Source organism: Streptomyces sp. ATCC 21386, from assembly GCF_018728545.1.
GTDB lineage: Bacteria > Actinomycetota > Actinomycetes > Streptomycetales > Streptomycetaceae > Streptomyces.
Genome location: NZ_JAAVVL010000001.1, coordinates 3,363,415 through 3,387,304 on the forward strand (window position 1 = coordinate 3,363,415; position 23,890 = coordinate 3,387,304).

The following is a 23,890-nucleotide window of genomic DNA, read 5'->3' on the forward strand; positions in this document are numbered from 1 at the left end:
CTGTGTCAGTGAAGTCCAGCCGACTCGTCTCCATCCTGCTGCTGCTCCAGACCAGGGGGCGGATGACCGCCGCCGAGCTCGCCGAGGAGCTGGAGGTCTCCGTCCGCACGGTCTACCGGGACATGGAGGCGCTGGGCGCGGCCGGGGTCCCGCTCTACGGCGACGCGGGCCACGCCGGGGGCTACCGCCTGCTGGACGGCTACCGCACCCGCCTCACCGGGCTCACCAGGAACGAGGCCGAGGCCCTCTTCCTCGCGGGCGTCCCCGGGCCCGCCGCCGACCTGGGCCTCGGCGCCGTGCTGGCCGCCGCGCAGCTGAAGGTCCGCGCTGCCCTGCCCGCCGAGCTGCGGGCCCACGCCGACCGGGTCGCCGACCGCTTCCATCTGGACGCCCCCGGCTGGTACGCGGAGACCGACGACACCCCGTTCCTGCCCGTCGTCGCCGACGCGGTCTGGAGCGGCCGGGTGCTGCACGTCCTCTACCGCCGCTGGGCCGAGCCGACCGACGTACGGCGCCGCCTCGAACCGTACGGCCTGGTCCTCAAGGCGGGCCGCTGGTACGTCGTCGCGGGCCCGGGACCCCGCACGTTCCGCGTGGACCAGATCCTCGACATCCTCGAACCCGACGCCGCCGACGAGGAGTTCACCCGCCCGGACGGCTTCGACCTCGCCGCGTACTGGGCGGCGTACCAGCGAGACTTCCACGCCCGGCTGCACCGGGGCGAGGCGCTGGTCCGGCTGGCGCCGGGTGTGACGCTGCCCAGGGCCGTTCCCGTCGAGGGCGGCACGGCCGAAGACGGCTGGACCATGGTGAGGGTGCCCGTCGAGTCGGTCGGGCACGCGCACGGCGAGTTCCTGCGGCTGGGCACCGACATCGAGGTGCTGGAACCGGCCGAACTGCGCCACAGCATCGCCCGGACCGTGGTCGAACTGGCCGAGAGGTACGGCGACGTGACCGGGAACCGCGGCGACTGAAGCAGCGGAACTCGGCCGTCGCCGCCACCGCCCGCCAGGGCGAGCGCCTCGACCGTGGCGTGGTCAGCGTGCACGTCGACAGCGGCAACCGTCCGCGCGATCGTGAACCCGCGGGTGCGCTGATCGGCGCGTCCTGGTAGCCGCTCCGTGGGCGGGCGCGGCCCGCCCACGGACTCCCGCGCGAGCTCGTCAGCCCAGCGTGACGGACGCCTGCACCGGCAGATGGTCGCTGGGGAACTGGCCGCCGGAGGCGAACGTGTTGATGGCCGCCCGATGCACCGTGATGCCCGGAGTGGTCAGGATCCAGTCGATGCGGTCGCCGCCGGGGGTCAGCGGCCGGTAGCCGTGGAACGTCGCGTACAGGTCGTTGCGCTCGGGCGCCGCGTCCCAGGTGTCGACGAGTCCGGCGCCCAGCATCGTGTCGTAGACCGTGTTCCGGTGGGCCGCCACGTTGAAGTCGCCGGTGACGACGAGGGGCAGCGACCGGTCGAGCCCGGCGATGCGCTGGGCGATCAGGGCCGCGGAGCGGTCGCGGGCGTACTGACTGAGGTTGTCGAGGTGGGTGTTGAGGACGTAGAACTGTCTGCCGCCGTCCATCAGGTCACGGAACCGGACCCAGGTGACCATCCGGATGGAGCCGCCGCCCCAGGTGTTCGACCCGGGTACCTCCGGTGTGTCGGAGAGCCAGAAGTGCCGGTACTCGACGGGCGCGAGCCGACGGGTGTCGTAGAAGACGGCCATGAACTCGTCGCGGTTGCCGCCCGCGCGTCCGGTGCCGATCCAGCGGTAGGCCGTCCCAAGGTCGGCCTCGATGTCGCGCAGTTGCTGATGGAGGCCCTCCTGGGTGCCGATGACATGGGGCGCCTCCTGCCGCAGCAGGGCCCGCATCACCGGCCTGCGCACGGCCCAGCTGTTGGGCTGAACGGTGCTCGCGTAGCGCAGATTGAAGGACATGGTCGCGAGAGGCGGGCCGGCGATGACCTCCTCCTTCTTCTTCTCCACCGCCTCGGCGGGTGCGCCGGACAGTCCGGTGGTACGGGACAAGGGCAGCAGAGCCGCCGCGGCGAGGGCGGCCTTCATGCTCAGTCGGCGCGTGACGCGGCTGTGGTTCGGCACAGGGGCTCCTTCTGTGAAGGTCTCCGGGCGAGCCGTGCGTACACACTCTGGGATGCCCTTCTGTGCCCGGCATGAACATGCCGACAGGGGAGGGTGTACGCGGTTCGACCTTCCACCTGCACAGGGTACGAAGAGGGCGCGCGCCGACCCGGACGCGCGCCCTCTTCTCGTCCGGCGCGGGTGTCAGGTCACCGCGCAGGACTGGTCACCGAGCTTGAAGGCGGCCGGCTTGCCGTTCGTCCCCGACCAGCTTCCGGTGAAGCCGAAGCTCACGGACGCACCGGCCGCCACCGTGCCGTTCCAGCCGATGTTCCGGGCGGTGACCGCCGACCCCGTCTGGGTGTGGGCGGCGTTCCAGATCTGGGAGATGCTCTGGCCGCCCGGGAAGGTCCAGCCGAGCGACCAGCCGGTCCACGCGGTCGCGCCCGTGTTGGACAGCCGCACGTCCGCCTGGAAGCCCCCCGGCCACTCATGGGTGATCTTGTACGTCACCGCGCAGGGCCCCGTCGGCTCGGGGTCCGGATCCGTGCCGCCCCCGCCGCCGCCGGCGTCGGCGGAGTCGCCGTAGATGACCCCGCGCCCGTTCGTCGAGATGTAGACCCGCCCGTACACCCTCGGGTCACCCGTGATCGCCGCGCCCGTCCACCCCCACCGGTGGGCGTCGTCGTTGATCCGGGTCCAGGTCGCGCCCTTGTCCGTCGAGCGGAAGATGCCGCGCACGCCGCCGATCTTGGCGCTGGTGTAGAGGGTCTGGTACGAGGCTCCCGTCGCCGCCTTGCCGAAGCCGATCGTGTCGGCCTGCTCGACGCCGGAGAGCTTGGTCCAGGTCACGCCGCCGTCCGTCGAGTGCCACAGTCCGTAGGCCCCGTCGGGGGCGCCACCGGCCAGCCAGACGTCGCCCTTCACCCCGGGCAGCGCCTTGAAACGGACACTGTCGCCACTGGGCAACCCGGTCGCGTTCGACGCGGTGAAGGTCGCCCCGCCGTCCGTGCTGACGTAGAACTTCCCGGACTTGAAGCCGTAGAAGGTCTTCGGGTCCACCCGGTCGGACTCCACGATCGCGCCGGACGGGATACCGCTCGACGCCGACCACGTGCTGCCGAACCCGGTCGTGTACCGCACGCCCGTGCCCTCGGGACTCCACACGAAACGGCCGCCGTCCGAGGCCGCCGCGACCGTACCGCCGCCGCTGACACCCGAGGGGTCGGTCCCGGCGAACCAGTTGGCGCCGTTGTCCGTGGAGAACGCGATGTGCGGACCGGAGTCCAGATTCCCCACGCGCACCACCGTGTCCGGGTTCGACTCGGCGAAGTCCAGACTGGTCGTCGTCGTGAAGTTCGGCTGGGTGAACATCATCGACGGGACCTTCGTCAGATCCGTGTGCCGGAAGCCGCCGATGTCTCCGAGCGCGCTCAGCAGCGGCGCACCGGACGGGGGAGAGGCCAGGTCGTTGACGGCCGTCTCCTCCAGCCCCCGCACCATCGGCCTGATGGTGAACTGGCTGCCGCTGTCCCAGTTCCGCAGGTTCTCCGTGCCGTAGATCGTCGCGCCGGTCCCGTACATCATCCGGTTCGAGTCGAACGGGTCGATCTCCAGCGCCTCGGTCATCCAGCCGAGCTTGGGTGTCTGCTCGGGCGGCGAGGGATTCGCGCCCCAGGTCAGCCAGGGGGACGAGGAGACGTCCATGGTGTAGCGGTTCGCACGGTTCGGGTACGACGTGTAGTCCCAGGCCCTGGTCCAGGTGGCGCCGCTGTCCGTGGAGCGGAAGATCTGGGTGTCCGGCCACCAGGAGCTGTACGCCGTGGCCATGACCGTGCCCGGGTCCTGCCGGTCGACGGTCAGCCCGCTGAAGCCGTAGTGGGTGTCGGCCTCCGCCACCGGGCTGATGTCCGTCCAGGTGCCGGTCGCCGTCGCGTACCGCCACAGCTGCCCCTTGCCGCCGTCGTACGGCCCGCCCTTGTCGCTGTACGACAGGTACAGATGGCCTGTGGCGGTGTCGAGCACACCCTTGTGGGCCAGATGACCCGTCGGCTGCCCGGCCAGCCGCGACCAGGTCGCCCCCGCGTCCGTGGACCGGTAGACCGCGTTGTCCTTGTCGGCGACCCCGACGTACAGGGTCCGCGTGGCGTTGCCGGACGTGCCCGTCGACTCGTCGAAGGTGACCCAGACGATGCCCTGGTTGTCGCTGGAGTAGCCGCTGGTGTCGGACGGATCGGCCACGTAGTTGCCGACGTTCGGGAAGTTCGTCACCTGCGACCAGGTGACCCCCGAGTCCGTGGACCGCCACAGCCCCTTCCCGCTGGGCGCGCCCAGGTACAGCACGCTGTTGCGGTTCGGGTCCACCGCCAGCCGCTCGCCCATGCCCCGCCCCGGCATGTTCCCGCCCAGCTTGAACGGCAGGTTCGCCTTCTGCCAGCTGGCCCCCCGGTCGGACGACCGCAGGATCGCCCCGTTCCCCGGATCCCAGCTGTTGGTGTACGTCCCGGCCGCCACGTACACCTTGTCCGGGTCGACCGGGTCGGAGGCGAGGCTCACGACACCGGTGTGACCCCAGTCGTCCCAGCCGACGGAATCGAGCAACGGGGTCCAGGTCTTGGACGACTCCACCCAGCGATAGGCGCCGCCGATGTCGGTGCGGGCGTACGCGAGGTTGCGTTCCTTGCGGTTGAAGACGATGCCCGGGACGAAGCCGCCGCCGTCGATCCGTGCGTTCTTCCAGCTGTAGGTGTCGGCGGCGACGGCCACCGACCTCTCGGCCCGCTCGGCGGCCACGACGGGCGGCGAGCCCGCCAGCAGCCCGGCGGCGAGGGCCAGGACGGCGGTGAGGATGCGCGTTCTTCGCACAGTGGGGGCCTCTCCTGACAGGTGGGGGGAAGATCCCCGCGCCCCCGAAGGGGCGCGGGGCTGTGTCTGCTGTGCGGCTCCGCCGCGTGGGCGCGACCAGCCACGAACGGTCCGCGGCCGGCGGACGTCCGCCGCGGTGCTACTCCAGCAGCTCCGCGTACGAACCCATGGCCAGGGCGATGTCCGCCTGGGCCCAGAACCGGTGGTACGTGAACGAGGGCGCGGCCCCGCCGGCCAGATACGCCTCGATCTTCGACCAGGCCGGGTCGTCCTCGTAGAACGACCTGATGGATTCGAACGTCGACGTCGAGTTGATGGTGTCGCCGTTCGGCATCCTCCCGGTCCACCCGCTCGGCACAGGCACCCGGTCGTCGAACCGGTTGTAGTCCGCCCGGGTCTCGGGAACCGCGACCCCCAGGCCGTCCTGGTGGTGCTCCCACATGCCGTCGAGCAGCGCCTTGGCGACCCGGGCGGCGTCCGTGTCACCGGAGCGGTCCGCGTAGTACGTCAGCGTCTTGGCGTACGCGGCGGCCACCCCCACGTCGTCGGTGTAGTCGGCGACGGTGACGTGAAGTCCCGCGTTGGCTCCGGGACTCGACGCGTTCCACGTGTCGGGCGCACCCGACCACTGGAGCGTCGACGGAATCCGGTACGTCCCGTCCGGATTGATCGTCGTCTTGGACAGCGCCCAGTCGACCCACTTGTCCAGCACGGTCTTCGCGGCCGCGTTGCCCGTCTGCTGGTAGTACTCGGCGACCCGCTCCATGGACCACGCCTGGAAGCCGAACCACTGGTTGGACGGCGGGTCGTGGTACACCGGCTTCTCGTCGTAGAACATGCCGTAGAAGGTCGGCGTCCCGGCCGGGGGAGTGGCGTACCGCCCCGCCCAGCTGTTGGTGGCGCCGCCCGCGATGCCGCCCTCGTTCGACTGCAGCCAGCGGTAGAACTCGATCTGCCGGTCGAGGGACTTGGCCCAGTCCGCCTGCCCGGTCGCCGACTTGGGCTTCAGCGGGGCGTAGTTGGCGAGGGCGTGGGCGGCCAGCGGGTTCTGGTAGCCGCCGTGCGTGTGGCTGGAGCCGATGCGCCAGGCCCAGCCGGCGCTGGTGTCGGTGGCACCGCCCCACGCGTAGTACCAGTTGAGCAGGTAGTGGGCGGAGTCCTTGCCGGTGCCCGCGGGGCAGGTGGTCGGCCCCACACAGTTCCCGATCTTCTTGAAGTACTTGTCGTACATCGCGTAGCGCAGGTAGTCGCCCATCTTCGCGGCCTTGCCGATGGTCGCGGCGACGTCACCGCCCTTGCCCTGCTGCTTGGCCCAGACGTCCGCCCAGTAGGCGGCCTGCACGGCTCGCGCGTCGGCGTCCGGGGCGTTGGTGAACTTCCACTGCTTGGCGTACGACGCGTCACGGGTGAACAGATCCAGGTACCCGTTCGGACCGCCGTACTTGAACTGGTCGCAGGTGGGCTGCGGGATCGTCTCCCACACCGACTCCTGCGGCCCGCGCTGGAAGGTGTTGATGTACGACGGGCCGGTGTCGGTCGGCCCCGCCTCGCACTTGCCGGGCGAGTTGCCGTAGCCGTAGACGTTGTCCACGTCCTGCAGCCAGTGCATGCCGTAGATGTCGTCCGTGCCGTGGGCGCTCTTCAGCTCGGCGGCGATGGGGTCCGCACCGACCGAGACATTGGTGTTGAGCTGCGCCGGATACTCGTTCGGGGTGTCGTGCTCCGGGGCGTACGTCGCCGGCTTGGAGGCGTTGTAGAAGGAGTTGGTGGGCTGGTCGGGCTTGGTGGGGATCATGTACTTCTCCATGATCTCCCAGGCCCCGTTGAACTTGGACCAGTCACCCGTCACCTTGCCGTACATGGCCTGGAGCCACAGGAGGTAGCTGTACGCCTCCGAGGTGGTCTCATGGCCGTGGTCCGGCGCCTCGACGATCAGCGTCTCCACCGAGTGGTACGGGATGCCCTCGGGGGAGAAGTAGCCGTTCGCCGGGTTGGTGATCTTGCCGTAGAGCTCCAGGAACCGCTCGTCGTACTCGCTCGACGCGGCCAGCTGGGTCACGGTCACCGAGGCCTTGGCGTGGCCGGTCGCCGTCGAGTCGAAGACGGCCGAGCCGGTGCCGGAGGCGTTCGCGGAGATCGTCACCTTCTGGGCGGTGCTCCAGTTCGACGGCGTGAAGGTCAGCGACCCGCCGCCCGTCACCGACAGACCGGTGTTGCCGGACGCCCGCGCGGTCGTCACCGTCACGTTGCCGGAGGGCTGGGTCGAGAGTTTCACGTCGTACGTGCCCGACTCGCCCTGGCGGACGCCCAGTTGGGTCGGTGAGACCACCACGGCGGGACCCGAGGCGACCGTGATGCCGACCGGTGTGGAGTTCGCCGACGCGCCCATGCTGTCGTACGCCTTGGCCACCAGCGAGTGACTGCCCACGCTCAGCCCGGTGGCGGAGTACGTGTACGGCGAGGTGGTGTCCGTGCCCAGCAGTGTGGTGTCGTCGTAGAACTCGACCTTGGTGATCGTGGCGTTGTCCGCGGCGGCGGCGGTGGCCGCCATCGGGACCGCCGTGCCCTGCGAGTACACCGTGCCCGGCGCCGGGCTGGTCAGCACCGTGATCGGCGGCTGGTGCGCGCCCACGCACGCGGTGCCGTTGATCGCGAAGCTGGTCGGCGCCGTGTTCGTGCCGCTGTACGTGAACTGGGCGCCCGTGCTCACCGCGGCCCCGACGGCGATCGTGCCGTTCCAGGAGGCGTTCCGCGCGGTCACGGTCTTCCCCGACTGCGACCAGGTGCCGCTCCAGCCGCCCGTGAGCTTCTGGTTGCCCGCGTAGTCGTACGTCAGGGTCCAGCCGCTGATGGCCTCGGTGCCCCGGTTGCTGATCGTGAGCTCGGCGGTGAAGCCCGAGCCCCAGTCGTTGGTCTTGTAATCGACGTTGCAGGCGACCGCGGCCGCGCTGGCGGGAGTCGACCCCGTGGTGAGCATCGTCAGGGGGAGAGCGAGGGCCGCGACCACGGCGGTCCACAGACGCCGCGTGGTGCGGCGTCGAGGTCTGGGGTGCATGCTCTGGTTCCTTCCGTGCGGCTCTAACGAAGGTGGGGGCGGAGCAGCAACAACAAGCCTTGAACCAGTGGGAGCGCTCCCATATTGAAGAGGAGGGCCCAAGGGGTCAAGGTGTTTGAAGAGTCGAAAAGATTCGACCCGGCAGAAACAATTCATTGGGCGCAATAACGCAACACCCCTGTCTTTTACCGTCACTTGGCGCTACCTTCACCAGCACCAGTGGGAGCGGTTCCATCAGTCGACGCGCTCGTCCCAGGCGCGTCCGAGCTGCGAGGAACGCTCCGCGCACACCCCCAGCGTTCAGGTCTTTTACTCGCCTCGGCGACAGCGCGACGACTCCTCCTCGTACACCCCACTACGGAAGAGGAACCCGCACTCATGAGCCGTACCGGAACAGCACTTCTCGCGGCGTTGGCGCTGGTCGCCGGCGCCGCCGGGACCGCCATGGCCGCGGTGCCCGACGACGTCGGCGCCCAGGCGGTCCCCTGCACGGTCGACTACAAGGTGCAGAACCAGTGGTCCACCGGCTTCACCGCCGCCGTCACGATCACCAACAACAGCGCCGCGAAGTCCTCGTGGGCCGTCAAGTGGTCCTACGCGGGCAACCAGCAGGTCACCAGCGGGTGGAACTCGCGGATCACCCAGAGCGGTTCGTCGGTGACCGCGGCCAACGAGACGTACAACGGCACGCTGGCCACCGGCGGTTCGGTCAGCTTCGGCTTCCAGGCCTCCTACAGCGGCAGCAACGCGCTCCCGGCGACCTTCACGCTCGACGGCGTGACCTGCAACGTCGACGACGGCGGCGGTGGTCCCGGCGAGCCGGGCCCCGGCACGCCGGGCAGCAGGGTGGACAACCCGTACAGCGGCGCCAAGGTGTACGTGAACCCCGAGTGGTCCGCCAACGCCGCCGCCGAACCGGGCGGCAGCCGGATCTCCAACCAGCCGACGGGCGTCTGGCTGGACCGCTCCGCCGCCATCGCGGGCACGGGCGGCAAGATGGGCCTGCGGGCCCACCTCGACGAGGCGCTGCGGCAGAAGGGCTCGGGCGAGCTCGTCGTCCAGTTGGTGATCTACAACCTGCCCGGACGTGACTGCTCGGCCCTCGCCTCCAACGGCGAGCTGGGCCCCACGGAGATCGACAAGTACAAGACGCAGTACATCGACCCGATCAAGGCGATCCTCGCCGACCCCAAGTACGCCGGCCTGCGGATCGTCACCACGGTCGAGATCGACTCGCTGCCCAACCTCGTCACCAACACCGGCAGCCGCCCGACGGCCGTGCCGCAGTGCGACGTGATGAAGGCCAACGGCAACTACGTCAAGGGCGTCGGGTACGCGCTGAACAAGCTGGGCGACGTCCCCAACGTCTACAACTACGTCGACGCGGGCCACCACGGCTGGCTCGGCTGGGACGACAACTTCGCCCCCTCCGCCGCCATCATGAAGGAGGCGGCGACCGCCGAGGGCGCCACGGTGAACGACGTCCACGGCTTCATCACCAACACGGCGAACTACAGCGCGCTGAAGGAGAACAACTTCACCATCAACGACACCGTGGCCGGCAAGTCGGTCCGCGAGTCGAAGTGGCTGGACTGGAACCGCTACGTCGACGAACTGTCCTTCGCCCAGGCCTTCCGCAACCAGGCGGTCTCGGCGGGCTTCAACTCGAACATCGGCATGCTCATCGACACCTCCCGCAACGGTTGGGGCGGTACCGCACGGCCCACCGGGCCGGGCGCGACGACCAGTGTCGACACCTACGTCGACGGCGGACGCTACGACCGCCGACTCAACACGGGCAACTGGTGCAACCAGTCCGGAGCCGGTCTCGGCGAGCGTCCGAAGGCCTCCCCGGCGACCGGGATCGACGCCTACGTGTGGATGAAGCCGCCGGGGGAGTCCGACGGGGCCAGCTCCGCCATCCCGAACGACGAGGGCAAGGGCTTCGACCGCATGTGCGACCCGACGTACACGGGCAACCCGCGGAACAACTACAACATGTCCGGCGCCCTGGCGAACGCGCCGCTCTCCGGGCACTGGTTCTCCGCCCAGTTCCAGCAGCTGATGCAGAACGCGTACCCCGCGCTCTGAGTCCGCTCGCGTGATCCGGTCCGCCAGGGGTCAGTCTTCCTTCCCCCACCCCCTGGCGGACCGGTGGCATGCCCGTGTGAGCCACGTCACGATGAGGGAGGTGAGTGGATGCGATGAGTTCCGGGCGGCGTGGCGGTCTGTATCGCCGTAAGCCCGTGACGGTGAGAGAGAAGAGAACCCCATGCGCATCGTGATCTGCGAGTTCATGAGCCTGGACGGCGTCGTGCAGGCTCCCGGCGGTGCCGACGAGGACACCGACGGCGGGTTCGCCCACGGCGGCTGGACCCACCCCTTCTTCGACCCGGAGGTCGTGGGCGGCGCCTGGGACTCCGCGCTGGAGAAGGCCGACGCCCTGCTGTACGGCCGCCGCACCTGGAAGGCCATGGCCGAGGCGTGGCCCGACCGCGAGGGCGACCCGTTCGCCGACCGGATGAACTCCATCCGCAAGTACGTCGTCTCCACGACGCTCACCGAGTCCGAGCTGACCTGGAACAACACCACGCTCGTCCCGGGCGCGGAGGCGCTTGCCGAGATCCGCAAGCTCCGTGAGGCCGAGGGGGGCGACCTGCTGGTCATCGGCAGCCCGACGCTCGCCCGCGCCCTGCTCCAGGAGGGGCTCGCCGACGAGCTCGTGCTGATCGTCATGCCGGTGCTCCTCGGCGGAGGAAAGACGATCTTCTCCGGCGACGGTGCCAAGCACACCCTGGAACTGGTCTCCACGACCACCAGCGGCACGGGCGCGAACGTCTGTGTCTACCGTCCGGCGAAGCAGGGCTGACCGAGCGGAATCGGCACAGCCGATTTGCCGTTACGGCAAGAGAGGTGGCGGTCCTCCGGTGTGTCGGAGCAGGCTGACGGCACCCGGAAGAGAGGCTCACCGTCATGGGACAGCACCACCACGGCCAGGATCCGCACCGGCACGGACACCAGTGCGGGCAGGACCACGGCCACGATCACGGCCACGATCACGGCCACCGGCACCACGCCGGGCTCGACTGGGCCGAGCTGGCCGAGCACCTCGTGGAGCAGGCGGAACTGTTCGACCCGCTCAACCGGCGTGCCGCCGCATGGGTCGCCATGCGGCAGCCCGAGCCGGGTCTGGTCGTCGACGTCGGCAGCGGCCCAGGGGTGGTGAGCTGTCTGCTCGCCGAGGAGTTCCCCGGTGCCCGGGTCGTCGCACTGGACGGCTCCGGACCCCTGCTGGAGCGTGCGTGTGCGCGTGCCGAACAGCTGGGCCTCGCCGACCGGTTCGCCACCCTGGAGGCTGAACTCCCGGACGGGCTCGGTGAGTTGGACTACCCGGCCGACCTGATGTGGGCCAGCCGCAGTCTGCACCATCTCGGCGACCAGCGCGCCGCCCTCGCCGCCTTCGCCGAACGCCTGGCGCCCGGCGGCACGTTGGCCCTCGTCGAGGGCGGGCTGCCCAGCCGGTTCCTGCCGCGTGACATCGGCATCGGGCACCCGGGGCTGCAGTCCCGGATCGACGCGGCGGAGGACCGGTGGTTCACCGAGATGCGGGGATCGGTGCCCGGGAGCGTCCCGGAGACCGAGGACTGGCCGGGGCTGCTCACGGCCGTGGGCCTGCGCGAGGTCACGTCCCGCACCTTCCTGCTGGACCTGCCGGCCCCGGTCACCGCAGCCGCCCGCGCCTACGCCGTGGGCCAGTTCCAGCGCGCCCGGGGCATGCTCGCGGAGTTCCTCGACGCCGCCGACCTCTCGACGGTCGACCGCCTCCTCGACCCCGACGACAAGGCGAGCCTGCACCACCGCACGGACCTCTTCGTCCTCGCGGCCCAGACGGTGCATGCGGCTCGAAGGTGAAGGAGCGCGTCGCGGCGAAGTCCCCCTGGTCCGGCGTCACTTGACTTCGAGAGTGCTCCAAGTGATGGACTCCGCACGTCGGCCGGGGCCCACCCGGCCGGCCGGAACCAAGAGGGGGATCTCATGACCGACGCTCCAGTGGCGCTCGTCACCGGTGGATCCAGCGGCATCGGAGCCGCTGTCGCCCGGCAGTTGCTCGACCTGGGCCACCGGGTGGCCGTCACCGGGCGCAGACCCGACCGGTTGCGGGCCTTCGCCACCGAACTCGGCGACCCGGAGGGGCTGTTGACCCTGCCGGGGCACGCGGCGGAGTACGCGGACGTACAGGCGGCGGTGGACGCCACGCTGAAGGAGTTCGGGCGTATCGACACCGTCCTCGCCAACGCCGGGTTCGGCACCCACGACACGGTCGCCGAGGGGGATCCGTCCGGGTGGTCGGAGATGGTGCTGACCAATGTGCTCGGCCCGGCGCTGCTCATTCGTGCCTCCATCGACGCCCTCAAGGAGAGCCGGGGGCGGATCATGCTGGTCGGCAGCGTCGCGGGCTTCGTCCACACGCCCGGGAACATCTACGGGGCGACCAAGTGGGCCGTGACCGGCCTCGCCGAGAACACACGGCGTCAGGTCACCGAGTGGGGTGTCGGGGTGACCCTGATCGCGCCCGGCCGCGTGGAGACGCCGTTCTGGGACAGCTACGGCAGCCTTCCGCCCGGTCATCTCCTCACCGCCGACCAGATCGCAGACTCCGTGGTCTGGGCGATCCGACAGCCGGCCGGGGTGGACATCAACACCGTGGTCGTACGGCCGATCGGGCAGCCCGTCTGAGCGAGGGCGCCGCGGGTGCCGGACACGCGAGACCGCCCGTCGAGCGGCTTACGACGGGCGGTCTCAGGTTCTGTCTCGGTCTGCCTTGCCTCAGGCTTTGTCTCAGGCCTGGTTGAACGTCGCCGGGTCCGGGCCGATGCGCCGGTCCTCGTTCAGCGCGCTGATCGCGGCGATGTCCTCGGTGTCCAGGGAGAAGTCGAAGACCTCGATGTTCTCCTTGATGCGGGACGGGGTCACGGACTTGGGGATGACCACGTTGCCCAGCTGGAGGTGCCAGCGGAGGACCACCTGCGCGGGGGTGCGGCCGTGCTTCTGCGCGATCGCGATGATCGCCGGCACCTCCAGGAGTCCCTTGCCCTGGCCGAGCGGCGACCAGGCCTCGGTGGCGATGCCCTGCTCCGCGTGGTACTCGCGGGCGGCGAGCTGCTGCAGGTGCGGGTGCAGCTCGATCTGGTTGACGGCCGGGATGACGTTCGTGGCCTCGATCAGGGTCTCCAGGTGCTCCGGAAGGAAGTTGGAGACACCGATGGCCTTGGCGCGTCCGTCGGCGTAGAGCTTCTCGAACGCCTTGAACGTGTCGACGAAGGTGCCCCGGTCCGGCAGCGGCCAGTGGATCAGGTACAGATCCACGTACTCCAGGCCGAGCTTGTCCAGGGACTCGTCGAAGGCGCGCAGGGTGGAGTCGTAGCCCTGGTCGCTGTTCCAGAGCTTGGTGGTGACGAAGAGGTCCTTGCGGGCGACGCCGGCCTTGGCGAGGGCCTTGCCCGTACCCTCCTCGTTGCCGTAGATCGCGGCGGTGTCGATGCTCCGGTAGCCGGCCTCCAGAGCGGTGGTGACCGCCTGCTCGGCCTCGTCGTCCGGCACCTGCCACACGCCGAAGCCCAGCTGGGGCATCTCGACGCCGTTGTTCAGGATGATCGGGGGGACCTTGCTGCTCACGAGCTCTCGATCCTTTAAGTCGTCGGGTGGTACTTCCCATCGTCAACGATCACGGCGCGCGATGCATTCCTGAGCGGCTCGCTCGCGCCCCGAATCGCAGATTGGCCGGAAATGGATCCGGCGGCCCCAGCCTATCGGTCTGGACCATTGACCGAACCCGGTCGCGCGGGGAACCTGTCCCTGCCGCGACACACGTCGGTGAATCTCACTCACGTACGTGAATGGATGGCTCATGACCCCCACACGCAGGAACGTCCTCGGCGCCGCGCTCGGCGGCGCCGCGGCGGCCGCCGCAGGGCTGCCGGCCCCCGCCGCGCACGCCGCCTCCTGGCAGTTGAAGTGGTCCCCCTCGGCGAGCGCCGACGGACTGCGGGCCTTCGAGACCCTGGAGGACGACCGCGCCGACTCCCACACCGCCGCCGCGCCGCACATCCGCGCCACCGGCGACACCTGGCGGTTCGACATGCACACCGTCGACCGGGACACCTCCACCGACCGCCAGCGCCACGAGGTCACCGGCCTGCGGACGGGCAGCGGCTTCCTGCGCTGGACCGAGGGGCAGACCTGGCGGGTCACCTACCAGATGTACATCCCGACCTCGCTGAAGGCGACCACGAGCTTCACGCACATCATGCAGATGAAACAGCCCGGCGCCGGCACCTCGCCGCTCGTCGTGCAGTCCCTGCGGCGGGTGAACGGGACGCAGACCGTCGAACTGAAGCTGCCGATCGACGACATCCTGGTCGGCCGCACCGACCTGGCGCCGCTGCACAACTCCTGGGTGGACGTCGACTTCCAGGTCAAGGTGGGCAACGGCTCGGCCGGCTCGGTGCGGTGGATCCTGAAGAAGGGCTCGACCGTGCTCATCGACGTCTCCCGCAGCGGCGTCGACACCTTCCTCGCGGACCGGCTCCGCCCCAAGTGGGGCATCTACCGCTCGCTGGGCGACACCTCGGGGTCCCTGCAGAACTGCCATCTGCTGCTGCGGAACATGCGGGGCTACCAGTTGGTCTGACCGGCGAAGGGGCGCGGGGCTCACGCCCGGTACAGCGCCTCGACCTCGCTCGCGTACGCCTTCTCGATCGCCTTCCGCTTCAGCTTCAGCGAGGGCGTCAGCAGGCCGTGCTCCTCGGAGAACTGGTGGGCGAGGATCCGGAACGTACGGATCGACTCGGCCTGCGAGACCAGGGTGTTGGCGGCGACCACCGCCCGCCGCACCTCGGTCTCCAGCTCCGGATCGCGCACCAGCTCGGCCGGCGACAGCTTCGCCTTGTTGTGCATCTGGAGCCAGTGCTCGACGGCCTCCCCGTCCAGGGTGACCAGTGCGGCGATGTACGGGCGGTCGTTGCCGACGACGAGGCACTGGGCGACCAGCGGATGGTCGCGCACCCGCTCCTCCAGGATCGCGGGCGAGACGCTCTTGCCGCCCGAGGTCACCAGGATCTCCTTCTTCCGCCCGGTGATGGTGAGATAGCCGTCCTCGTCGAGGGAGCCCAGGTCGCCGGTGGCGAGCCAGCCGTCGTGCAGCGTCTCGTCGGTGGCCTTCTGGTTGTTGAGGTAGCCCTGGAAGACGTTGGGCCCGCGCAGCCAGATCTCGCCGTCGTCCGCGATGTGCACGGTCACGCCCGGGATGGCCTGGCCGACGGTGCCGTACCGGGTGCGCTCCGGCGGGTTGGCGGTCGCGGCCGCCGTGCACTCCGTCAGGCCGTACCCCTCGAAGATGTGGACGCCCGCGCCCGCGAAGAACAGGCCGAGCCGGCGGTCCATCGCCGAGCCGCCGGACATCGCGTACTTGATCCGGCCGCCCATGGCCTCGCGGATCTTGCCGTAGACGACCTTGTCGAAGAACTGGTGCTGCATCCGCAGCCCGGCCGACGGTCCGGGCCCGGTGCCCCAGGCCCGCGCCTCCATCGCGTCCGCGTACTTCACGGCGACCTCGACGGCCTTCTCGAACGGCCCGCCCTTGCCCTCGCGTTCGGCCTTGCGACGGCTCGCGTTGAAGACCTTTTCGAAGATGTACGGCACCGCGAGGAAGAACGTCGGCTTGAAGGCGGCCAGGTCGGGCAGCAGGACCGCCGCGTTGAGCTGCGGCTGATGGCCGAACTTGACCTTCCCCCGGATGCCCGCGACCTGCACCATCCGTCCGAAGACGTGCGCGAGCGGCAGGAACAGCAGCGTCGCCGCCTCGTCACCCCTGCGGGACTTGAACAGCGGCGCCCAGCGCTCGATGACCGTGTCCGCCTCGACCATGAAGTTGGCGTGCGAGATGACACAGCCCTTGGGGCGGCCCGTCGTGCCGGAGGTGTAGATGATCGTCGCGATCGACTCCGGTGTCACCGCGCGCCGGTGCCGGTGCACCACCTCGTCGTCGAGGTGCGCCCCCGACTCGTACAGCTCCTGCACCGCGCCCACGTCCAGCTGCCAGAGCCTGCGCAGCTGCGGGAGCCGGTCGATGACCGTGGCGATGGTCATCGCGTGGTCCTCGTGCTCGACCATGGCGGCCGTGCACTGGGAGTCGTACAGCATCCAGAAGACCTGCTCGGCGGAGGAGGTGGGGTAGACGGGGACGACCTGGGCGCCGACGGTCCACAGCGCGTAGTCGAAGAGGGTCCACTCGTAGCGCGTACGGCACATGATGGCGACCCGGTCGCCGAACCGGATGCCCTGGGCCAGCAGGCCCTTGGCCAGTGCGAGGATCTCGTCGCGGAACTCGGCGGAGGTGACGTCGCGCCACTCGCCGCGCTCGTCCTTGCGGCCGAGCGCGATGTGCGTCGGGTCCTCCTGGGCGTGCTCGAAGACGACGTCGGCCAGACCGCCCACCGGCGGCGCCGACGCCAACGGGGGGTTGGTGAACTCGCGCAAACCCGCTCCTCGTGGCGCTCCGCACAGCGCGTGAAAGCTACCTCACCGGGAGAACGGGCGGGAGGGTCGTGGAGGGGGCGCATTCGAGGGGGCGGAAGGCGGTGACGCCGGAAAACGCACGCAGATGGGGAGGTCTCCGGCGCAATTCCTGACGCATCAGTAAGTTTCGGGACCGTAATCTCCACCGAACCCGCACGGTCCGGTCACGGTGCGCGACCTTTCGAACACGGTCTGGCCTGGGGAAACGCGAGCATCGTTCAGGTTCGGCCCGGGGTCGTCACACCCCCCGTGCGCGGCCGTGGAGCCTGTCGCCGCCGGAGAGGATGGCCGCCGCGAGGGCGTCCGCCGCGCTCGTCGCCGCTCCCGGGCGGCGTCCGTGGACGAGCACGAAGTCGACCTCGCCGAGCTCCGGCAGCCCGGCGCGCTCCGGCACGCGGACCAGACCGGGAGGCACCAGACGGCGGGAATGCGCCATCACGCCGAGGCCCGCCCGGGCGGCGGCGACGAGGCCGTTGAGGCTGCCGCTGGTGCAGGCGATCCGCCAGGCGCGGCCCTCGCGCTCCAGCGCCTCCAGGGCCAGGGCGCGGGTGATGCCCGGCGGCGGATAGACGATCAGCGGGACCGGCCGGTCGGCGTCGAGACGGAGCCGCTCCGCGCCGATCCACACCAGCCGGTCCGTCCAGACGGGTTCGCCGCGGGGATCCTCCGGACGGCGCTTGGCCAGCACCAGATCGAGCTTGCCCGCCGCGAGCCGCTCATGCAGCGTGCCCGACAGCTCGACGGTCAGCTCCAGGTCCACCTCGGGATGGTCGTGCCGGAAGGCCTCCAGGATCTCCGGGAGCCGGGTCAGCACGAAGTCCTCCGAGGCGCCGAACCGCAGCCGTCCGCGCAGCCGGGTGCCGGTGAAGAACGCCGCCGCCTGCTCGTGCACCTCGAGGAGCCGCCGGGCGAAGCCGAGCATCGCCTCGCCGTCCTCCGTCAGCTCCACGGAGTGCGTGTCCCGGGAGAACAGCTGCCGCCCGCACGCCTCCTCCAGTCGCCGCACGTGCTGGCTGACCGTGGACTGCCGCAGCCCCAGCCGCCGGGCGGCCTGGGTGAAACTCAGGGTCTGGGCCACGGTGAGGAAGGTGCGCAGCTGGGAGGGGTCGTACACGATCGCCACCCTACTCGCTTATCGTGGAACGCGATGACAGTCAGAGCGGTATGAAGGATTCCCGATCAAGGGCCGGGAGAGGACGATGGAGAGGGGCCTTCCGGCCCTGACGCACCCTCATCGAAAGTACGTGGAGCACCGTGAAACGCCTGAAGTGGCCGCGTTGGATGCCGATCGACCCGTACATTCTGCTGCTGCTCGGGACGGTGGGCCTCGCGGCGCTCCTCCCGGCACGGGGTACGGCCGCCGAGGTCGCCTCGGGGGCGTCCACCGCCGCGATCGCCTTCCTCTTCTTCCTCTACGGCGCCCGGCTCTCCACCCGCGAGGCCCTCGACGGGCTCAAGCACTGGCGGCTCCACCTCACCGTTCTGGCCTGCACGTTCGTCATCTTCCCGCTGCTGGGCCTGGCGGCCCGCGGCCTCGAACCGGTGTTCCTCACCCCCTCCCTCTACACCGGTCTGCTCTTCCTCACCCTCGTCCCGTCGACGATCCAGTCCTCGATCGCCTTCACCTCGATGGCCCGGGGCAACGTCCCCGCCGCGATCTGCGCGGGCTCCTTCTCCTCCCTCGCGGGCATCGTGATCACCCCGCTGCTCGCCGCGAGCCTGCTGGGCGGCAGCGTCGGCGGCTTCTCCGCCGACTCGCTGCTGAAGATCGTGCTGCAGCTGCTGGTGCCGTTCGTCGCCGGACAGCTGGCCCGCCGCTGCGGAAGCAAGAGGAGCCGCGCGCAGCGCGTCAGGCAGGGTGGTGGCGGGCGACGGGCGGGCGGCTTCGTCACCCGGCACAAGCGGATCCTCGGCCTCGTCGACCGCGGCTCCATCCTCCTCGTCGTCTACGTCGCCTTCAGCGAGGGCATGGTGCGCGGGATCTGGAGCCAGGTCAGCCCGCTGCGGCTCGCCGGACTCCTCGTCGTCGAGGCGGTCCTGCTCGCGGTGATGCTGCTGCTCACCTGGTACGGCGCCAAGGCCCTGCGCTTCGACCGGGCGGACCGGATCGCCATCCAGTTCGCCGGCTCCAAGAAGTCCCTCGCCTCCGGACTGCCCATGGCGAGCGTCCTGTTCGGCCCCGAGGCGTCCCTCGCCGTCCTGCCGCTGATGCTCTTCCACCAGATGCAGCTGATGGTCTGCGCGGTCATCGCCAAGCGCCGCGCCAAGGATCCGGTGGAGGGCGCCGCGGACGAGCAGGCCGTCACGGAGCAGCCAGACGGAGCGATACGAACCGCGGTCGGTACAGGGACACGTTCCGGGTGATGTTCAGCTGCGCCGCCGCCGCGTCGGCGTCCAGCCAGTTGACGTCGTAGCTGAGCAGCAGCCGCCCGTCGCCGACCGCCCGGTGCGCCTGCGGGTTGTACGCCGCGACGCCGGTGTTCGGCAGCGGGGGACTGAACCCCTCGGTGGGCCCGTGCCAAGGGCCGGTGGGGGAGCAGGCCCAGTACGCGGTCACGGTCGTCAGCCCCGCCGTCCCGGCGGCCATGGTGAACAGCACATAGGTGCGCCCGTCCCGGACGACGCTGAAAGCACTGCCCACCCCTTTGCGCTCACCGTCGCCGAGCACCGCCTTCGGCCGCGCCCGCACCGCCCACCGGCTCCCGTCCCAGTACTCCCACGCCCCCGGCTCCCCGAGCCGGCCGCGCGGCACCCGCGCCACATACGCGTGAGAGGTCGGCCGGGAGGCGGCCTGGGCGTCGGTGCCGCCGAAGACGTACGTCCACTCGCCCGCGTCCACGGCCGTCGTCCCGAACAGCACACGGCGGGCCGGATCGGCGACCGCCTCCTGGTCCAGCACCGTGGTGATCCCCTCCAGCCGCAGCGCCGGCAGCGACAGGGTGGCGACCTCGGTCGCGGTGGGCACCCCGTAGATCCACGGTGAGGGCCCCGCCTTACGCGTCCACAGCAGCACCCGTACGACCTTCTCGTCCGAGCCGGGGGAGCGGGGCTCGACCCGCGCGGCCACCGGCCAGCGCCATCGCTGCGGGGCCGGGTCCGGGAAGACGGGCGCCGGGAGCGTGGCCTCCAGACGGCCCGAAGGGGACATCACCACGGCCGAGTTGCGCACCAGGGGCGTGGCGACGTCCCGCCAGGTGAAGGACTCGCCGGCCGGATTGGGCGGCGGGTGCACCTGGCCCAGATAGGTGTCCGAGAACAGCCACAGCACCCGCCCGTCCGGGAGCCGCACGGAGTGGGTGCCGTCGCCGCCGGTCCAGTCGTCGGTGCGGGTCGCGTCGTCGCCGTACCGGGCGAACTCGCCGGTCAGCGAGGCATCCGGGTCCCAGTCCCGGACCGTACGGGCCGTGCAGGAGACGCCGCCCTCCCGGTCGTCGTCCGGGAGGGCGGTGAGCAGCACGGCGGCGAGGGCCAGGACCAGGGCCAGGATCAGGACCGGTCCGGCCCCCGTCCGCTGTCGCGCTCCGGCGTCGTCGGGCACGGAAGGGACGTTAGTTGCCCGCGTCCACCCGGTCCATGGGCAGTCGCAGGATCTCGCCCCGCGTCGCGGAGTCGGCCGGCGAAAGACCGGCCACTTCCTCGTCGCTCAACGCCCGGTCGTACACCCGTACTTCGTCGAGGGCGCCGGTGAAGTGCGCCCGGCTGTCCACCCGTTGCCCGATGTGCACGCCGAACGGCGAGTTCCGGCTGACCGACCCGGGGACGTCGGCGGCGGTGAACGCGGTGCCGTCGACGAAGAGGGCGAGCTGCCCGCCACCGCGCCGTAGCAAGAGCCGGTGCCACGCCCCGTCGTTGTACGCGCCCGTGGAGCGCACGGAGGCGGTCCGGGGCGGCGAGGCCCCGTCCCGCACGGTGATCAGCCCCGTCAGCCGCCCGGACGCCGGCTCCCCGCGCAGCCACACCTGCGGCTGCGTGGTACCGACCCCGCCCATCCACAGCATCGGCTGCTCCCCGGCGGTCGCCGAGTACCGGAACCAGAGCGAGGCGGTGAACTCCTTGGTGCCGAGCGGCAGTCGGGACCGGTACGGCAGCCGTACGGCGTCGTCCGCGCCGTCGAACCCGAGCGCGCCGCCGGCCACGCCGTCCGTGGGCCGGGCGCCCCCGAGGACAGCCGCCGGTCTGCCGCCGGGCGCGGTGTCCGGCGTCGTCGGGTCCGGGCCCCTGCGGGGCTTCAACCAGTCCTGCGTGAAGCGGGCGAAGCGGATCTCGTCCCGGGCGTCGACCGCGCCACCCTCGTACAGCAGCCCGACGATGTCGTCGCCTGCCTCGCCGCCGCCGATCCGGACCAGATCCGAGTAGCCGGACCAGTCCGTGGTGACGACCGTGCCCCGGTCCACGCTCTCCCAGGTGCGCCCGCCGTCGTACGAGGAGCGGATCGCCATGGTGCGGCGGCGGTCGGGGTCGGCCGGGGCCGCCAGCAGCATCCGGTTCCCGAGGCGGAGCACGGAGCCCTGCACCTGGGGCGTGTACAGGTCCGGGAGCGCCCGGAAGGGGCCGGTGAAGGTGGTGCCGCCGTCCCGACTGACCGTCTGGCTGCGGTGGCCCAGGTCGGTGCCGTCCTGCTCGCGCCCGCCGACCAGCACCGAGCCGTCCGCGCGCTCGGCGAGTGTCAGCTCCGACGGCTTCTGGCGGAACGTTCCGTCGTCCGCGATCGGCCAGGTGTCCGTGGCGCCGATCCGCCAGTTCTCCCCGCCGTCGTCGCTGGTCACGAGCGCCGCGTGGTTGGCGGTGACCCGGCCGTCCGCCCAGGTCTCGGCATTGACGCCGAACACGAGACGCCCGGCGCGAGGGCCCCGGGTGAGCTGGATGCCGTGCACGGGGCCGGTGGCGTACCAGGAGTTCCAGTCGGCCGGGCGGATCTGGTCGCTCAGGCTGCGCGGCTCGGACCAGGTCAGGCCGTCGTCGTCGCTGTACTGGAGGTGCGGGGCGCGGTCGCAGGGGACGTCACAGCTGGCGCTGTCGAGGCGGCCGGTGTTGTAGGTCTCCGCCAGCACGATGCGGCCGGTCCTGCGGTCGACCACGGGGGCGGGGTTGCCGTGGGTGTCGCCGCCGCCCTCGTTGATCACCTGCAGGGGGCCCCAGGTGCGGCCGCCGTCCGTGGACCGCTTCAGCACGAGGTCTATGTCTGCCGCGTCCCCGCAGTTCAGGACGCGGCCCTCGGCGAAGGCGAGCAGGGTTCCGGCGGTCGTCCGGACGACCGCCGGGATGCGGAAGCAGGCGTAGCCGGGGTCCTGGGAGGCCTTGAAGAGGACCTGCTGCTCGAACTCGGCCGTGGTGGGGGTGGGTTGGGGCGCCCCGGAGCCCCGGAGCCCCGGAGCCCCCGGAGCCCCCGGAGCCCCCGGAGCCCCCGGAGCCCCCCGCACCCCGTCCGCCCCCTCCTTGCGTGCCCCGGCCCTCCCCGCCCGACCCGTCGCCGCCCCTCCCCGCCGACCCCTGCCCGGACGGGCGACGCTCCCCGTACTCCCCGTACTCCCCGGACTCCCCAGGCTCCCGGAAACCCTGAGCCCCCGGCGCCCCCTGAGCCCTTCGCAGCTCCTCCGGCAGTCGCAAGTACGGATTGGTGTCCGGATTCGGCGGACGGTACGGCGTAGCCGGCGTGTACGGTCCGGACGGCGTGCCGACCCCGTGGGGCCCGGCGGTCCCCGCCGCCCCGCCCGCACCCCCGTCCCCACGAGCCAACAGCGACGCCCGCAGCCCGGCTGCCCGCGTCGCGCAGGCCAGCACCGCTCCGGCGGCCCCGGCCCCGGCACCCCACAGCGCGCCCAGCACCACCGCCGTCGCCGCCCGCCCCCGCAGCTCCACGCCCGCGTCGAACGCGTCGATGCCGAACAGAGCCAGCGAGGCGTCCACCGACACCTGCGTCGACCACACGAGCAGCGGCAGTGCCACCGCCGTCGCCACCCCCAGCCGAAGCGCGCAGCGCCCGATGAAGCCGAGCACGCTCCCACCCCGTGCATCCGCACCGGAGGCACCCCCCGCAGCAGCGGCAGCCGGCCCCCGTACGAACGGCGTACGCACGGCGGTCAGCACCCCCGCGTACAACATCATCAGCGCGGCCGCGAGGCCGAGCAGCCAGAGCCGTCCGTCCAGTTCGGCGAGGCGGCCGAGGGTGACGGGTTCGCTCGCGTCGACGCGCAGCAGTTCCCCCAGCGGGTCGGGCAGGAGGTCGGCAAGCGCCCCGTGCGCGCCGCCGTCCCAGGGGACGAGGAGGCCGAGGGGGACGCCCAGCCAGACCCCGTTCGGAGCGCCGAGGAGGGCCGCGCCGGCGATCCGCCTCGGGTGCGGGTCGCCGACCGCCGCGTACACCGCCGCGGCCAGCCCGGCCAGGACCGCCACCAGGAGGACCGTGACCATCGCGGACACGGCGGGCCGTACGACCCGGTGCATCCAGTCGAGTCCGGGCGGCAGGGGAGTGCGGCGCGAGGCCAGCAGGGCGATGAGCAGCACGCCGAGGCACCAGGTCAGGCCGCCGAGCACGGTCGGCACGGTGTCGACGGTGAAGCCGACCTCGGCGTCGGTCGCGGCGAGGTCGCCCAGCCGCTCCGGCAGCAGACCGCCGCCCAGGTCGCCGAGGTCGCCGAGCCCGGGGATCTCGATGTCGTCGAGGTCGCCGCCGCCCGGCAGCTGTTCGTCGATGCCGAGGCGGCTGCCGTCGAGGGTGATGACCGCGTTCCCGGCCCGGGCGAGCCCGCACATCAGGACCACGAACAGCGCGAGCACCGCGCCCGCACGCGCGAGGAGTTCGCCGGCCGGGACGACAACTCCCGTGCCGCGCAAGGAGCGTAGGAAGAACCAGGACAGCAGGAGGGCGCCCACAAGGCTGACACCCAGTGGCGTGATCTCGATGGCGGTGGTCGCCTGGGCCCCTTCCAGGCCCATCACGGACACATCGCCGGACGGGGTCACCGACCCACCCGCCCCGAGCGCCACAACCGCCGCGGTCATGGGCCCGAGTTGGCCCGCCGCGTCGGCGTCCAGCAGATGCAGACCGAGCGCCGCCGCACCGGCCATGCCGATCAACGCCCAGCTCACCGCCGCGATCGCGGAGAACACCACGTCCCCCCACGGCACACGCCTGCCATGGTCAACATACCGGTCGCTCATGGTCGGACCCCCCGATCCGCATCGCGGAGTTGCACCGCTGATGTCCCCCTCGCGGGGGATTACCACTCTCCGGCCCGGTTTCAACCCCGTCAACGGGACGGGGAGATGCCCTCCTACGTTCTCTTCACAAGGCCCGACTTTCGGTCAGGGGGTCGAGCCTGAA

15 protein-coding genes and 1 pseudogene are annotated in these 23,890 nt (G+C 71.1%); 7 read left to right on the forward strand and 9 right to left on the reverse strand.

Annotated elements, in window-relative coordinates; translation table 11 throughout:
• Positions 1 to 8: 8 nt before the first annotated feature.
• Entirely contained in the window at positions 9 to 974 is a 966-nt protein-coding gene (locus GWK25_RS14710) for a YafY family protein (RefSeq protein WP_215450662.1), read from the forward strand.
• Between the two features lie 189 nt (positions 975 to 1,163).
• Here GWK25_RS14710 and GWK25_RS14715 read toward each other — a convergent pair whose 3' ends face one another.
• The 3 genes from GWK25_RS14715 to GWK25_RS14725 form a co-directional block, all read right to left on the reverse strand.
• Positions 1,164 to 2,090, reverse strand: a complete 927-nt coding sequence (locus GWK25_RS14715; protein ID WP_215450663.1) for an endonuclease/exonuclease/phosphatase family protein — start codon at positions 2,088 to 2,090, stop codon at positions 1,164 to 1,166.
• Between the two features lie 183 nt (positions 2,091 to 2,273).
• The gene (locus GWK25_RS14720; protein ID WP_215450665.1) at positions 2,274 to 4,934 is read right to left on the reverse strand and encodes a cellulose binding domain-containing protein; all 2,661 of its coding nucleotides are present in this window, start codon (positions 4,932 to 4,934) and stop codon (positions 2,274 to 2,276) included.
• A gap of 139 nt (positions 4,935 to 5,073) precedes the next feature.
• Positions 5,074 to 7,989 carry a glycoside hydrolase family 48 protein gene (locus GWK25_RS14725; RefSeq protein ID WP_215450667.1) on the reverse strand — a complete coding sequence of 972 codons (2,916 nt, stop codon included), beginning with the start codon at positions 7,987 to 7,989 and terminating at the stop codon, positions 5,074 to 5,076.
• 378 nt (positions 7,990 to 8,367) lie between these two features.
• On the opposite strand from GWK25_RS14725, the gene GWK25_RS14730 reads away from it, so the two are divergent.
• From GWK25_RS14730 to GWK25_RS14745, 4 genes are all read left to right on the forward strand, one after another.
• Positions 8,368 to 10,080 (forward strand): glycoside hydrolase family 6 protein, encoded by a 1,713-nt coding sequence (locus GWK25_RS14730; RefSeq protein WP_215450675.1) that lies wholly within the window; start codon positions 8,368 to 8,370, stop codon positions 10,078 to 10,080.
• A gap of 181 nt (positions 10,081 to 10,261) precedes the next feature.
• Positions 10,262 to 10,858 (forward strand): dihydrofolate reductase family protein, encoded by a 597-nt coding sequence (locus tag GWK25_RS14735; RefSeq protein WP_215450677.1) that lies wholly within the window; start codon positions 10,262 to 10,264, stop codon positions 10,856 to 10,858.
• A gap of 104 nt (positions 10,859 to 10,962) precedes the next feature.
• Positions 10,963 to 11,901 (forward strand): trans-aconitate 2-methyltransferase, encoded by a 939-nt coding sequence (locus tag GWK25_RS14740; RefSeq protein WP_215450679.1) that lies wholly within the window; start codon positions 10,963 to 10,965, stop codon positions 11,899 to 11,901.
• A 123-nt stretch (positions 11,902 to 12,024) separates the two neighbouring features.
• Positions 12,025 to 12,726, forward strand: coding sequence for an SDR family oxidoreductase (locus GWK25_RS14745; protein ID WP_215450681.1), 702 nt, complete (start codon positions 12,025 to 12,027; stop codon positions 12,724 to 12,726).
• Between the two features lie 102 nt (positions 12,727 to 12,828).
• Here GWK25_RS14745 and GWK25_RS14750 read toward each other — a convergent pair whose 3' ends face one another.
• Positions 12,829 to 13,665 carry an aldo/keto reductase gene (locus GWK25_RS14750; RefSeq protein ID WP_184901550.1) on the reverse strand — a complete coding sequence of 279 codons (837 nt, stop codon included), beginning with the start codon at positions 13,663 to 13,665 and terminating at the stop codon, positions 12,829 to 12,831.
• 232 nt (positions 13,666 to 13,897) lie between these two features.
• Here GWK25_RS14750 and GWK25_RS14755 point away from each other — a divergent pair, with 232 nt between their 5' ends.
• Positions 13,898 to 14,680, forward strand: coding sequence for a Tat pathway signal sequence domain protein (locus tag GWK25_RS14755; protein ID WP_215450683.1), 783 nt, complete (start codon positions 13,898 to 13,900; stop codon positions 14,678 to 14,680).
• Between the two features lie 20 nt (positions 14,681 to 14,700).
• Here GWK25_RS14755 and GWK25_RS14760 read toward each other — a convergent pair whose 3' ends face one another.
• Both GWK25_RS14760 and GWK25_RS14765 read right to left on the reverse strand, forming a co-directional pair.
• On the reverse strand, positions 14,701 to 16,527 hold the full coding sequence (locus GWK25_RS14760; protein WP_215450685.1) for a long-chain fatty acid--CoA ligase: 1,827 nt from the start codon (positions 16,525 to 16,527) through the stop codon (positions 14,701 to 14,703).
• A 277-nt stretch (positions 16,528 to 16,804) separates the two neighbouring features.
• Positions 16,805 to 17,680 (reverse strand): LysR substrate-binding domain-containing protein, encoded by an 876-nt coding sequence (locus GWK25_RS14765; RefSeq protein ID WP_215450686.1) that lies wholly within the window; start codon positions 17,678 to 17,680, stop codon positions 16,805 to 16,807.
• 140 nt (positions 17,681 to 17,820) lie between these two features.
• Between GWK25_RS14765 and GWK25_RS14770 the strand changes: the two genes are divergently transcribed.
• Complete coding sequence (locus GWK25_RS14770; protein ID WP_215450688.1) at positions 17,821 to 18,930, forward strand: bile acid:sodium symporter family protein; 1,110 nt, start codon at positions 17,821 to 17,823, stop codon at positions 18,928 to 18,930.
• On the opposite strand, the gene GWK25_RS14775 is transcribed toward GWK25_RS14770, so the two are convergent.
• From GWK25_RS14775 to GWK25_RS14785, 3 genes and pseudogenes are all read right to left on the reverse strand, one after another.
• Positions 18,869 to 20,104: a hypothetical protein gene (locus tag GWK25_RS14775; protein WP_215450690.1), complete on the reverse strand. Its 1,236-nt coding sequence runs from the start codon at positions 20,102 to 20,104 to the stop codon at positions 18,869 to 18,871. The genes GWK25_RS14770 and GWK25_RS14775 overlap by 62 nt on opposite strands.
• Positions 20,105 to 20,114: 10 nt before the next feature.
• A complete protein-coding gene (locus tag GWK25_RS14780; protein ID WP_215450692.1) occupies positions 20,115 to 21,986 on the reverse strand; it encodes a sialidase family protein in 1,872 nt (623 codons plus the stop codon).
• Between the two features lie 406 nt (positions 21,987 to 22,392).
• A pseudogene (locus GWK25_RS14785) lies at positions 22,393 to 23,727 on the reverse strand (streptophobe family protein); the annotation flags it as partial.
• Positions 23,728 to 23,890 lie beyond the last annotated feature (163 nt).